Genomic DNA, 13,279 nt, shown 5'->3' with positions numbered 1-13,279 from the left:
CCCTGGCCGGCGTCACTTCAGATGTGCACCATACAGCCGCGCGCCCGCAGGATCTCAATGACGTTGGGCGTGTGGGTGAAATCATTCCAGCGCAGATCCAGCTTGCGCAGCCGGCTCAGTTCACCGAGGCTTTCCGGCAGATCGCTCAGGCGGTTGGCGCGCAGATCCAGACTTCTCAGCGCCGTGAGCTCACCGATATTTTCCGGCAGGCGCGTCAGCTGATTAAAACGCAGGTTCAGCTCGCTCAATCGCGGCAGGCGGCAGAAGGCTGCCGGCAGTTCGGTGATGGCATTGTTGGCCGCATCGAGTACTTCAAGCTCGCCGAGCAGAGCCATTTCCGCCGGCAGCGTGGTCAGGGCATTTTTCATGATATGCAACTCGCGCAGCGCGCGCAGTTGCCCGATTTCGCCGGGCAGGCTGCGGATGCGATTGTTGTATAAACGCAGCTCCTGCAACGCCGCCAGCCTCGGTATTGCCTGCGGCAAGGCGGTCAGCTGGTTATCGGTCGCGTTGAGGTAAACCAACTGCTGCAGTTGCGCCAGCGCACGCGGCAGGTCGCTAAAGCCGTTATCGCTCAGGTAGAGGTATTTCAGCCGGTGCAGTCGCCCCAATGTTTCAGGCAGTTCGCTCGCGCGGTTGTGACCAAAATCGAACATCTCGAGCTGTTGCAACTGACCTATCTCCGGCGGCAGACGCTCGAGCTGATTGCAGGAGATATTCAGCACCTGCAGGTTCTGGTGCCGGAATAGGGAAGTAGGGAAGACCGTCAGCCGATTGTCGTACAGGCTGACCTTGCGCAGCGCGTGGCCGGCAAACAGCGATTCGTCGAGCTGCGTCAGGCCGCGTCCATCGAGCTCGAGCTCATCACAGGCCGAGGCGGAATTGTGCTGGTGGAGCATGGCGTTCTCCGTCGTAATGGCAGTGTAAGAGCAAAAAAAATGCCGGCCTAGGTGGGCCGGCCGGCATTTCGTCTGCGGCGTGAATTACTCGACGCGCAGGATACGGCTGGTATTGGTGGTGCCGACGGTTTCCATCACGTCGCCCTGAGTGACGATCACCAGATCGCCGGAGACCAGGAAGCCTTTGTCGCGCAGGCGATTGACGGCTTCGTTGGCGGCGATGACGCCGTCTTTATGGCTGTCGAAATACACCGGCGTCACGCCGCGATACAGCGCGGTCAGGTTAAGCGTGTGCTCATGCCGCGACATGGCGAAGATCGGCAGGCCGGAGCTGATGCGTGACATCATCAGCGCGGTGCGGCCGGACTCGGTCATGGCGATCAGCGCGGTGACGCCTTTCAGGTGGTTGGCCGCATACATCGAAGACATGGCGATCGCCTCTTCGATATTGTCGAACTGCACGTCCAGACGGTGTTTGGAAACGTTGATGCTCGGGATCTTCTCGGCGCCCAGACAAACGCGCGCCATCGCCGCCACGGTTTCCGCCGGGTATTGGCCGGCAGCGGTTTCCGCCGACAGCATGACGGCGTCGGTGCCGTCCAGCACGGCGTTGGCCACGTCCATGACTTCGGCGCGGGTCGGCATCGGGTTGGTGATCATCGATTCCATCATCTGAGTCGCGGTGATCACCGCGCGGTTCAGAGTACGGGCGCGGCGGATCAGTTTCTTCTGGATCCCGACCAGCTCCGGATCGCCGATTTCGACGCCCAGATCGCCACGGGCGACCATCACCACGTCGGAGGCCAGAATGATGTCGTCCATCGCTTCGTCGCTGCAGACCGCTTCGGCGCGCTCGACCTTGGACACGATCTTGGCGTTGCAGCCTGCGTCGCGCGCCAGGCGGCGAGCATAGTTCAGATCTTCACCGGTGCGCGGGAAGGAGACCGCCAGGTAGTCGACGCCGATCTTGGCGGCGGTGACGATGTCCGCCTTGTCTTTTTCGGTCAGCGCTTCGGCCGACAGGCCGCCGCCGAGTTTGTTGATGCCCTTGTTATTGGACAACGGGCCGCCAACGGTGACTTCGGTAAATACTTTCATGCCCTGAACTTCGAGCACTTTCAGCTGAACGCGGCCGTCGTCGAGCAGCAAGACGTCGCCCGGCACGACGTCGGCAGGCAGGCCTTTATAGTCGATACCGACTTTTTCTTTATCGCCTTCGCCTTTTGACAGGTTGGCGTCCAGCAGGAATTTATCGCCCACGTTGAGGAAGATTTTGCCTTCCTTGAAGGTGGAAACGCGGATTTTCGGCCCTTGCAGATCGCCGAGGATAGCGACGTGACGTCCCAGTTTGGCAGCAATTTCGCGAACTTTGTCTGCGCGAGCCTGGTGATCTTCCGGGCTGCCGTGGGAGAAGTTAAGCCGAACTACGTTGGCGCCGGCGGCAATGATCTTTTCCAGATTATTGTCGCGGTCTGTAGCCGGACCCAGGGTGGTAACGATTTTGGTTCTTCTGAGCCGTCTGGACATGTATTACTCCGTTGACTGGTGAAGCAAATATTGGTGTTGCGATAACGTCGGATAACGAAACCAGGCGTGAAATGTAATTTTACAACACTGATATTTCACCCGGGTTACCCGCATGAGCGTATTAACAGGGTACAGCCTCTGATGTCGCCATTCAAATGTCTGTTGAACGGCGACTTTTTTCTTCGTCGGGTTACGAGTCAAAACTGTTGGGAATGACTACGCCTTTATCAAAGCGCGATTCTTTGAGCGCTTCTTTGACCCGCTTCAAGTTATCTCTGAATTTAGCCCCTCTGCGCAAGGTAAATCCGGTGGCGAGCACGTCAATGAGCGTTAATTGCGCGATCCGCGACACCATCGGCATGTAAACGTCGGTGTCTTCAGGCACGTCGAGCAGCAACGCGAGGGTCGCCGCCTGGGCGAGCGGGGTGTCGCGCGAGGTGATAGCCAGTACCGTGGCGTCGTTTTCTCGCGCCAGGTGGGCCATTTCCACCAGGTTCTTGGTGCGGCCGGTGTGAGAGATCAACACCACCACGTCGCCCTCGCCGGAGTTCATGCAGCTCATGCGCTGCATGACGATGTCATCGAAGTAGACCACCGGAATATTGAAGCGGAAAAATTTGTTCATCGCGTCGTGGGCCACGGCGGCGGAGGCGCCCAGACCGAAGAAAGAGATCTTTTTTGCCTGGGTGAGCAGGTCAACCGCACGATTGATTGCGGCAATATCCAAATTTGCCTTTACTGTATCCAGGCTGGCCATCACCGATTCGAAGATCTTGCTGGTGTAGGAATCGACGCTGTCATCTTCCTCGACGTTGCGGTTCACGTAGGGCGTGCCGTTAGCCAGGCTTTGGGCGAGATGCAGTTTGAAGTCGGGAAAGCCTTTGGTATCAAGGCGACGGCAAAAACGGTTGACGGTGGGTTCGCTGACGTCGGCCATGCGCGCCAGCGTGGCGATGCTGGAGTGAATGGCGGTCTGCGGGGAGGCCAGGATCACCTCGGCGACTTTCCTTTCAGATTTGCTCAGGAGCTCCAGATGGCTCTGGATTTTGTCCAGCGTATTCATATAACGAGAGTCACTCATGGTTTTATCCCTGTGGCTTTCAAGCAACAGCGCCGAATTTCGCCCGTGTTCGCCGTGCAAGCAGACGCCAAACGAGCGGCTGTAACCTGAAATCGATAGGGTATGTCGATTGCAAACAAAGGAGAAATCAATGCCGGTTTAGTGAAAATATACTACGTGCTGGTAACCGTTGGCAGTCTCGACAGGGCGTATGCAGGCTTTTTTCACCAGAATATGACCTGTGTCTAACTTTCATAATGGTAACAGAGCGTCAAAAAAGACGAAAAATTACAGTTTTGCCCGCCTGTGAGGGCGCCGGCGCGCAGTGGCGTTACCACTGAGATCTTAACGTCTTTTTTCTGCTTCTGCGCCGGGTTTGCTGGCCGTAGTCAAACAGAGTACATTAGTAATGTAAGAAAATTACAAATATCCTGCAACGAGGAGATGAACATGGCGGTAACCTCTACAGCCCAGGCGTGTGACCTGGTTATTTTCGGCGCGAAAGGTGATTTGGCGCGCCGTAAGCTGCTGCCTTCCCTGTACCAGTTAGAGAAAGCCGGACACATCCACCCGGATACGCGGATCATCGGCGTCGGCCGCGCGGAGTGGGATAAAAAAGCCTATACCGAAGTGGTCAAGGAAGCGCTTGGCACCTTCATGAAGGAAAAGCTGGATGACGAACTCTGGGCCACGCTGAGCGCGCGCCTGGACTTCTGCAATCTGGACGTCAACGACAGCAAGAACTTTACCAAACTCGGTAAAATGCTGGATCAGAAGCACCGCACCACCATCAACTACTTCGCCATGCCGCCAAGCACCTTCGGCGCCATCTGCAAAGGGTTGGGCGAAGCCAAGCTGAACCATGAGCCGGCGCGCGTGGTGATGGAGAAACCGTTGGGCACCGATCTGGCGTCCTCCCGCGTGATCAACGATCAGGTGGCGGAGTTCTTCAACGAGTCCCAGGTCTACCGCATCGACCACTACCTCGGCAAAGAGACGGTGTTGAACCTGTTGGCGCTGCGTTTCGCCAACTCGCTGTTCGCGTCCAACTGGGACAACCGCACCATCGATTCGGTGCAGATCACCGTGGCGGAAGAGGTGGGCATCGAAGGGCGCTGGGGCTACTTCGATCAGGCCGGCCAAATGCGCGACATGATCCAGAACCACCTGCTGCAGATCCTGACCATGATCGCCATGTCGCCGCCGGCGGATCTGACCACCGACCGCATCCGCGACGAGAAGGTGAAGGTGCTGCGTTCGCTGCGCCGCATCGATCAGACCAATGTACGGGAAACCACCGTGCGCGGTCAGTACACCGCCGGTTTCGTTCAGGGCAAGAAAGTGCCGGGGTATCTGGAAGAAGAAGGGGCGAACAAGAGCAGCAGCACCGAGACCTTCGTTTCCATCCGCGTGGACATCGACAACTGGCAATGGGCCGGGGTGCCGTTCTATCTGCGTACCGGTAAACGTCTGCCGACCAAATGCTCGGAAGTGGTGGTGTACTTCAAGAATCCGCCGCTTAACCTGTTCAGCGACTCTTATCAGCAGCTGCCGCAAAACAAGCTGACCATTCGTTTGCAACCGGACGAAGGCATCGAAATTCAGGTGTTGAACAAGGTGCCGGGGCTGGATCACAAGCACCGCCTGCAGACTACCAAGCTGGATCTGAGTTTCTCGGAAACCTTCAACCAGGAGCACGTGGCGGACGCCTACGAGCGCCTGCTGCTGGAGACCATGCGGGGCATTCAGGCGCTGTTCGTGCGCCGTGACGAAGTGGAAGAGGCCTGGAAGTGGGTCGACTCCATCATGGACGCGTGGAAAGCCGACAACGAAGCGCCTAAGCCTTATCAGGCGGGCACCTGGGGGCCGGTGGCCTCGGTGGCGATGATCACCCGCGACGGCCGTTCCTGGAACGAGTTCGAGTAATGCGCAATGCCGGCAGCCCGTCTGCCGGCTTTTTTTTGCCTGCGATCTGCGCGTGGGCCACATCACTTACGGTACGGCCGGACGTTCGCGCGTTTGCGCGGAGCCCTGTGGCAGGGGCGTGCCATTGTTAACCGCGAGTAATGGAGAAAGAATGATGAAAAACTGGAAAACCAGCGCTGAACAGATCCTGACGGCGGGGCCGGTGGTGCCTGTTATCGTGATCAACACGCTGGAACAGGCGGTGCCGCTGGCGAAAGCGTTGGTTGCCGGCGGCGTGCGGGTACTGGAGGTGACGCTGCGCACCGCCTGTGCGCTGGAGGCTATCCGCGCTATCGCCAAAGAGGTGCCGGAGGCGATCATCGGCGCCGGTACGGTGATCAATCCACAGCAGCTGCGGGAGGTGACCGAGGCCGGGGCGCAGTTCGCCATCAGCCCGGGGCTGACCGACGCTTTGCTGCAGGCGGCGACGGCGGGGTCAATTCCGTTGATCCCGGGCATCAGCACCGTATCTGAACTGATGCTGGGCATGGATTACGGCCTGCGCGAATTCAAATTCTTCCCGGCGGAAGCCAACGGCGGCGTGAAGGCGCTGCAGGCGATCGGCGGCCCGTTCCCGCAGGTGCGCTTTTGCCCGACCGGCGGCATTACGCCGAACAATTACCGCGATTATCTGGCGCTAAAAAGCGTGCTGTGCATCGGCGGCTCCTGGCTGGTGCCGGCCGATGCGCTCGAAAGCGGCGACTACGCGCGCATCACTGAACTGGCGCGCAGCGCCGTCAGCGGCGCCGCGTTGTAACCCGCACTAGGCCTGGGGTTGGCGCTTATTTGCTCACCCGCGGATATCGCAAGGCTCAACGCTCCGTTGGGCCTTTTTTAATTTTTATTGCGATTAACTTTCTTATTTTTAACCCGTTTTTTTCTGCTTTTTTATGAAAACGGCAGTTTGCTTTCTTATTTTGGCTGTGGTAAAAATATCTCAGTTGAAAATTTTACTTTTATGAGGATATTGGGCAAATCGCACGGTGTGCGGCTGATAATAGAGAACTATTATGATGACTATTAACGGAACTACCCTCAGAACCTCTACGTGCCAACTCTTCCTGTCTGCGATCCTTGCCAGTGAGCATCACTGGTGCAGCGAGCTATAGCGTCTTTCTCCCTTAACCGGTGCTGGTAGCGGGCTTACGCCTTCGCTCTACCGTTCAGCCGGGCAAACATTCTTTTTGCGTTTGGGTCAGTTTATCCCCAGGGATCTCTGCGTCTTGCGGGCCGTACTGCGGCCGTTCGACGAGATAAATCGGGATAAATATGCCTTGGCGCGCGTTATTCGCCGTTTGGGAGAAAAATTATGATTTATTGGATCTTTTTAGGTTTGGCCATCATGACCGAAATCATCGGCACCTTGTCGATGAAATACGCCAGCGTCAATGGCGGCATGATTGGGCATATCGTGATGTACGTGATGATCACCGCGTCTTATGTGTTGCTGTCAGTAGCGGTAAAACGCGTGGCGTTGGGCGTGGCTTATGCGCTGTGGGAAGGTATCGGCATTCTGTTCATTACCCTGTTCAGCGTGCTGTGGTTCGACGAGCCCATTTCGGCGCTGAAGGTACTGGGTCTGGCTACGCTGATCGCCGGTATCATGCTGGTGAAATCCGGTACCCGCAAAGAGCGAAAACAGGTCAGCCCGCGAGGTGACAACCATGCAACAGTTTGAGTTGTACCACATTGGGTTCCTGGGATTGGCCATCGTGCTGGAAATCATCGCCAACATCTTCCTGAAGATGTCGGACGGTTTCCGTAAAATTTGGCTGGGATTGCTGTCGCTGCTGTCGGTACTCGGTGCGTTCAGCGCCCTGGCGCAAGCGGTAAAGGGCATCGATCTGTCAATCGCTTACGCGTTGTGGGGCGGTTTCGGTATCGCCGCCACCATCGCCGCAGGCTGGATCATGTTCGGCCAGCGGTTGAACGCCAAAGGCTGGATTGGCCTGGCGCTGCTGTTGACGGGGATGGTGATCCTCAAACTGTCCTGATAGCGGGCAATAAAAAACCGCAGGCGTTGCCGTCTGCGGTTTTTTTTCGTCTGCGCGTGGCTTACAGCGCGGCGATGATTTTGATTTCCACCTTGTACTTCGGATTCATCAACTGGGCCTGCACGGTGCAGCGCACCGGCGCGCTGCCGGCGACGACCCAGGCGTCCCAGGCGGCGTTCATCGCGGCGAAGTCGGCGGTATTGGCCAGGAAGATGGTGGCATCCAGAATACGGCTTTTGTCCGACCCTACGCGTTCCAGCAGCACGTCGATGGCGGCAAGAGCGTTGGCGGTCTGCGCGGTCGCGTCATCGTCCAGATTCTCAGGCACGCTGGTGTAGTAAACGGTCTCGTTGTGCACCACGGCTTCGGACCAGCGCTGATCGGGATCAATTCTTTCGATATTCATTTGCTTATCTCCATATCATAGTCCCGCTAAGGGTAGCACAGCCGGTGATGAAAAAGCGCGGCGATAAAGTGGGTGGTAGCCGGGCGGCAGGCTTGGCATAATCACCGCTGAATGACACCGGCAGAGAGACAGCGTGACAGACGATTTTGCAACAGACGGCGCATTGGCGCAGGCTATCAAGGGATTCAAACCGCGTGAGCCGCAGCGGCAGATGGCGCAAGCCGTTACCGAAGCGATCAATTTCAAGCAGGAACTGGTGGTGGAAGCCGGCACCGGCACCGGCAAAACCTTCGCTTATCTGGCGCCGGCGCTGCGTGCCGATCGCAAAGTGATCATCTCCACCGGTTCGAAAGCGCTGCAGGATCAGCTGTATGCGCGCGATCTGCCCACCGTCGCCAAGGCGCTGAAGTACAAAGGCAAGCTGGCGCTGCTGAAGGGGCGCTCCAACTACCTGTGTCTGGAGCGTCTTGAGCAACAGTCGATGGCCGGCGGGGAGCTGGCGGGGCAGACGTTGATCGATCTGGTGCAACTGCGCAAGTGGTCGTCGCAGACCAAAGAGGGTGATATCAGCACCTGCAGCGAAGTGGCGGAAGACAGCTTCGTCTGGCCATTGGTGACCAGCACCAATGACAACTGTCTCGGCAGCGACTGCCCGCTGTATCAGGATTGCTTCGTGGTCAAAGCGCGCCGCCGCGCGATGGATGCGGATGTGGTGGTGGTGAACCATCACCTGTTCCTGGCGGATATGGTGGTGAAAGAGGGCGGCTTCGCCGAGCTGATCCCGGAAGCCGAGGTGATGATTTTCGATGAGGCGCACCAAATTCCCGACATCGCCAGCCAGTATTTCGGCCAGCAGCTCACCAGCCGCCAACTGCTGGATCTGGCGAAGGACATCACCATCGCCTACCGCACCGAGGTGCGCGATGCCGCCCAACTGCAAAAAAGCGCCGACCGTCTCAGCCTGAGCACGCAAGATTTCCGTCTGAATCTGGGGGAGCCGGGTTTTCGCGGCAACCTGCGGGATGTGCTCGGCGAACCGAACGTGCAGCGCGCTTTGTTGCTGCTCGATGACGCGCTGGAGCTGTGTTATGACGTCATGAAACTGTCGCTGGGGCGTTCGGCGTTGCTGGACGCCGCCTTTGAGCGCGCCACGCTGTACCGCGCGCGTCTCAAACGCCTCAAGGCGGTGACGGAACCGGGCTACAGCTATTGGTATGAGTGCAATTCGCGCCACTTCGTGTTGGCGCTGACGCCGCTGACGGTGGCCGATCGTTTCCGCGAAATGCTGGACGAGAAGCCGGGCAGCTGGATCTTTACCTCGGCCACGCTGTCGGTTAACGATCAGTTGGGTCACTTCACCGAACGGCTGGGGCTGACCAAGGCCAAAACGCTGCTGTTGCCGAGCCCGTTCGACTATGCCAAACAGGCGTTGCTGTGCGTGCCGCGCTTTTTGCCTTCGCCGAATCAGCCCGGCGGGGCGCGCCAGCTGGCGCGTATGCTGCGCCCATTAATCGAAGCCAACAACGGCCGCTGCTTCTTCTTGTGCACATCGCACCAGATGATGCGCGAGCTGGCGGAAGAGTTCCGCGCTACGATGACGCTGCCGGTCTTATTGCAAGGGGAAACCAGCAAAGGGCAGCTGTTGGCACAGTTCGTCGCCGCCGGTAACGCGCTGTTGGTGGCGACCAGCAGCTTCTGGGAAGGGGTGGACGTGCGTGGCGATGCGCTGTCGTGCGTGATCATCGATAAGCTGCCGTTTACCTCACCGGACGATCCGCTGCTGAAGGCGCGCATTGAAGATTGTCGCCTGCGCGGCGGCGATCCGTTCAATGACGTGCAGTTGCCGGATGCGGTCATCACCCTGAAACAGGGGGTGGGCCGTTTGATCCGCGATACCGACGATCGCGGCGTGCTGGTGATCTGCGATAACCGTCTGGTGATGCGCCCTTATGGCGAGGTGTTCCTCAATAGCCTGCCGCCTACGCCGCGTACCCGCGATCTGAAGCAGGCGATCGCCTTCTTGCAGGCCGCTGATACGTCGGCCACGTGAAAGATGAAGGGCTTACGGGGCTGTGCTACAATGCGCGCCCTGTATGAAAAACCCAGTTTTATTCCCGCCAGAGGTTGGCATGTCCACGCGAATTTTAGCGATCGATACCGCGACGGAAGCCTGTTCCGTCGCCGTCTGGAATCAAGGCGAAATCCACGCCCTGTTTGAGCTGTGCCCACGCGAGCATACGCAACGTATTTTACCTATGGTGCAGCAGGTGCTGGCGGAATCCGGCCTGGCGCTCAACCAGCTCGATGCGCTGGCCTTCGGCCGCGGCCCCGGCAGTTTTACCGGGGTGCGCATCGGCATCGGCATCGCTCAGGGCCTGGCGCTGGGCGCCGATCTGCCGATGATTGGCGTTTCTACGCTGCAAACCATGGCGCAGGGCGCCTGGCGCGTCAGCGGCGCGGAGCGTGTGCTGGCGGCGATCGATGCGCGTATGGGCGAGGTCTACTGGGGGCAGTTCGAACGTCAGGCCGACGGCCGCTGGTTGGAAAGCGAAGGCGAGGCGGTGCTGTCGCCGGCGCAGGCGCTCGAGCGTGCACAGCGCCTGCAGGGCGAATGGGCCCACGTCGGCACCGGCTGGCAAACCTACCCCGATCTGGTCAACGGTTCCACGCTGAGCGTGCGCGACGGCCAGATGCTGTTGCCGCAGGCGGAAGACATGCTGCCGCTGGCGCTGCACGCCTGGCAACAGGGGCTGGCGGTGGCGGTGGAAAACGCCGAGCCGACCTACCTGCGCAATGAAGTGACCTGGAAAAAACTGCCGGGCCGCGAGTAATCGCGGCGTTATTGTGCTGATGTTGATGCCGGGCGATGAAGGCCTGCAACTTGAGCGCTGAAACGCGGTCAAAGTTACAGGCATTTCAGGAGATTGCGACCATGTTAATCCGCACTGCAAGTAAAAAGCTGTCGCTGCTGGCCGTCGCCTGCGGCGCGCTGGTTCTGACCGGGTGCGTCACCGTACCGGATGCGATCAAAGGCTCCAGTCCTTCGCCGGTGACTCAGCTTTCCTCGGTACAAAATGCACCGAACCTGTTTACCGGCGCGGAAGCCCGCTTCGGCGGCACCGTGGTGAACGTCGCCAACGAACAAGGGCGCACGCTGCTGGAGATCGCGGCGGTGCCGCTCGACAGCGGTGCGCGGCCGATACTGGGTGAACCGTCGAACGGCCGCTTGCTGGCCACGGTGAACGGCTTCCTCGAACCGGTTGATTTCAAAGGCCAACTGGTGACCGTCGTCGGCCCTATCACCGGCCTGAAAGAGGGGCGGATCGGCATGACGCCATATCGCTTCGTAACGATGAACGTGACCGGTTTCAAGCGCTGGCATCTGATACAGCAGGTGGTGATGCCGCCTGCGCCGATGGGCCCTTGGGGCTGGCGCGGTGGCCCGTGGGGACCCGGCTGGGGCGCAGGCTATGGCTGGTACAACCCCGGCCCGGCACAGGTGCAAACCATCGTAACCGAGTAACATACGCTTGATGTGAACAAATTTGACAGGGCGGCTCAGGCCGCCCTTTTGTTTTTTGGGATAAGGAATATCCGACAATTAGTGACGTACATCGCAACCTGAGTAATGTTTAAAACCCGAACTGGTCTGCTGAGTTAAAATATTGTTATGGTTAGGCTGCGAGTTTGAGGGCTGCGATGATAATTAGTAATGATTTCAGGAGTAATACCTTGGATAAGGTCTGGTTAAAACGGTATCCGGCAGATGTGCCCGCAGAGATTGATGCCGATCGCTATTCGTCGTTGATCGAAATGTTTGAGCATGCCGTGCAGCGCTATGCCGATCAGCCCGCCTTTATCAATATGGGCGAGGTGATGACCTTCCGCAAACTGGAAGAACGCAGCCGGGCTTTCGCGGCTTACCTGCAAAATGAGCTGGGCCTGAAGAAGGGCGACCGCGTCGCGCTGATGATGCCTAACCTGTTGCAATACCCCATTGCCCTGTTCGGCATTCTGCGTGCCGGCATGGTGGTGGTCAACGTCAACCCGCTGTATACCCCGCGCGAGCTGGAGCACCAGTTGAACGACAGCGGCGCCAGCGCCATCGTCATCGTCTCCAACTTTGCCCATACGCTGGAAAAAGTGGTGTTCAACACCCAGGTCAAACACGTGATCCTGACGCGCATGGGCGATCAGCTGTCGGCCGCCAAGGGCACGTTGGTCAACTTCGTGGTCAAATACGTTAAGCGTCTGGTGCCGAAATATAACCTGCCGGACGCCATTTCCTTCCGCAGCGCGCTGCAGCGCGGCCGCCGTTTGCAATATGTAAAACCGGACATCATTAATGCCGATCTGGCTTTCCTGCAATACACCGGCGGCACCACCGGGGTGGCGAAGGGGGCAATGCTGACTCACCGCAACATGCAGGCCAACCTTGAGCAAGCCAAGGCCGCCTATTCGCCGCTGTTCCGTGAAGGGCAGGAGCTGGTGGTGACGGCGCTACCGCTGTATCACATTTTCGCGCTGACGGTGAACTGCCTGCTGTTTATCGATCTGGGCGGGCGCAATTTGCTGATCACCAACCCGCGTGACATTCCAGGTCTGGTGAAAGAATTGGGCAAATACCCGTTCACCGCCATGAGCGGGGTGAATACGCTGTTCAATGCGTTGCTGAACAACGAAGACTTCCACAAGCTCGATTTCTCTACGCTGCGTTTCTCTGTCGGCGGCGGCATGTCGGTGCAAAAATCGGTGGCCGAGAAGTGGGAGAAAACCACCGGCAAACACCTGCTGGAAGGTTACGGCCTGACGGAGTGCGCGCCGCTGGTGGCCGGCAACCCTTACGATCTTAAACACTACAGCGGCAGCATCGGTCTGCCGGTGCCGTCGACGGACATTCGGTTGGTGGACGACAACGGCCATGATGTGCCGCCGGGCGAGCCGGGCGAACTGTGGGTCAAAGGGCCGCAAGTTATGTTAGGCTATTGGCAGCGCCCGGATGCCACCGACGAAGTGCTGAAAGACGGCTGGCTGGCGACCGGTGATGTGGTGACCGTGGACGATCAGGGATTTGTACGCATCGTCGACCGAAAGAAAGACATGATCCTGGTCTCGGGTTTCAACGTGTATCCGAACGAGATTGAAGATGTGGTCAGCCAGCACCCGAAAGTGCTGGAATGTGCGGCAATCGGCGTGCCCAGCGAGGCCTCCGGCGAAACGGTGAAGATCTGCGTGGTGAAGAAAGACGCCTCGCTGACCAAGGAAGAGCTGTTGACCCATTGCCGACGCCACCTGACCGGGTATAAAGTGCCTAAAATTGTTGAGTTCCGCGATGAACTGCCGAAGTCGAACGTCGGCAAGATTTTGCGGCGAGAATTGCGCGATGAGCAAAAAGCGCCTAAGCCGGCTGATGCCGCCTAGGTTTTGC

Annotated in this window: 12 protein-coding genes; 8 read left to right on the top strand and 4 right to left on the bottom strand. The window is 58.5% G+C overall.

Annotation, left to right across the window (positions count from 1 at the left end; genetic code table 11):
* Positions 1–17: 17 nt before the first annotated feature.
* The 3 genes from ACSBQV_RS05360 to ACSBQV_RS05350 form a co-directional block, all read right to left on the bottom strand.
* On the bottom strand, positions 18–899 hold the full coding sequence (locus ACSBQV_RS05360) for a leucine-rich repeat domain-containing protein (RefSeq protein ID WP_099785879.1): 882 nt from the start codon (positions 897–899) through the stop codon (positions 18–20).
* A gap of 84 nt (positions 900–983) precedes the next feature.
* Positions 984–2,426: a pyruvate kinase gene (gene pyk, locus ACSBQV_RS05355; protein WP_019452801.1), complete on the bottom strand. Its 1,443-nt coding sequence runs from the start codon at positions 2,424–2,426 to the stop codon at positions 984–986.
* A gap of 190 nt (positions 2,427–2,616) precedes the next feature.
* Entirely contained in the window at positions 2,617–3,489 is an 873-nt protein-coding gene (locus ACSBQV_RS05350) for a MurR/RpiR family transcriptional regulator (protein WP_033643347.1), read from the bottom strand.
* A 447-nt stretch (positions 3,490–3,936) separates the two neighbouring features.
* On the opposite strand from ACSBQV_RS05350, the gene zwf reads away from it, so the two are divergent.
* The 4 genes from zwf to mdtI all read left to right on the top strand — a co-directional run bounded on the left by zwf (position 3,937) and on the right by mdtI (position 7,445).
* The gene (zwf, locus tag ACSBQV_RS05345) at positions 3,937–5,412 is read left to right on the top strand and encodes a glucose-6-phosphate dehydrogenase (RefSeq protein ID WP_033643346.1); all 1,476 of its coding nucleotides are present in this window, start codon (positions 3,937–3,939) and stop codon (positions 5,410–5,412) included.
* A 154-nt stretch (positions 5,413–5,566) separates the two neighbouring features.
* Positions 5,567–6,208: a bifunctional 4-hydroxy-2-oxoglutarate aldolase/2-dehydro-3-deoxy-phosphogluconate aldolase gene (locus tag ACSBQV_RS05340; protein ID WP_046896732.1), complete on the top strand. Its 642-nt coding sequence runs from the start codon at positions 5,567–5,569 to the stop codon at positions 6,206–6,208.
* Between the two features lie 552 nt (positions 6,209–6,760).
* The gene (mdtJ, locus tag ACSBQV_RS05335; RefSeq protein WP_004932327.1) at positions 6,761–7,129 is read left to right on the top strand and encodes a multidrug/spermidine efflux SMR transporter subunit MdtJ; all 369 of its coding nucleotides are present in this window, start codon (positions 6,761–6,763) and stop codon (positions 7,127–7,129) included.
* On the top strand, positions 7,116–7,445 hold the full coding sequence (gene mdtI, locus ACSBQV_RS05330) for a multidrug/spermidine efflux SMR transporter subunit MdtI (protein ID WP_016927446.1): 330 nt from the start codon (positions 7,116–7,118) through the stop codon (positions 7,443–7,445). Before mdtJ ends, mdtI begins: the two co-directional genes overlap by 14 nt.
* A 61-nt stretch (positions 7,446–7,506) precedes the next feature.
* Here the strand turns inward: mdtI and ACSBQV_RS05325 are convergent, their stop codons facing one another.
* Positions 7,507–7,851, bottom strand: a complete 345-nt coding sequence (locus ACSBQV_RS05325) for a RidA family protein (RefSeq protein WP_004932322.1) — start codon at positions 7,849–7,851, stop codon at positions 7,507–7,509.
* 133 nt (positions 7,852–7,984) lie between these two features.
* On the opposite strand from ACSBQV_RS05325, the gene ACSBQV_RS05320 reads away from it, so the two are divergent.
* From ACSBQV_RS05320 to fadD, 4 genes are all read left to right on the top strand, one after another.
* Positions 7,985–9,901, top strand: a complete 1,917-nt coding sequence (locus ACSBQV_RS05320; protein ID WP_004932318.1) for an ATP-dependent DNA helicase — start codon at positions 7,985–7,987, stop codon at positions 9,899–9,901.
* 79 nt (positions 9,902–9,980) lie between these two features.
* On the top strand, positions 9,981–10,682 hold the full coding sequence (gene tsaB / locus ACSBQV_RS05315) for a tRNA (adenosine(37)-N6)-threonylcarbamoyltransferase complex dimerization subunit type 1 TsaB (RefSeq protein WP_033643345.1): 702 nt from the start codon (positions 9,981–9,983) through the stop codon (positions 10,680–10,682).
* A gap of 101 nt (positions 10,683–10,783) precedes the next feature.
* Positions 10,784–11,374, top strand: a complete 591-nt coding sequence (locus ACSBQV_RS05310) for a Slp family lipoprotein (protein WP_099785877.1) — start codon at positions 10,784–10,786, stop codon at positions 11,372–11,374.
* Positions 11,375–11,583: 209 nt separating this feature from the next.
* Positions 11,584–13,272, top strand: coding sequence for a long-chain-fatty-acid--CoA ligase FadD (gene fadD / locus ACSBQV_RS05305; protein WP_033643344.1), 1,689 nt, complete (start codon positions 11,584–11,586; stop codon positions 13,270–13,272).
* Positions 13,273–13,279: the final 7 nt, after the last annotated feature.

The sequence above is a fragment of the Serratia sp. B501 genome (assembly GCF_051172315.1).
Taxonomy (GTDB): Bacteria; Pseudomonadota; Gammaproteobacteria; order Enterobacterales; family Enterobacteriaceae; genus Serratia; species Serratia ureilytica.
Note: the sequence above shows the minus strand (reverse complement) of the source record. Positions and strands in the feature narration are given on the sequence as shown.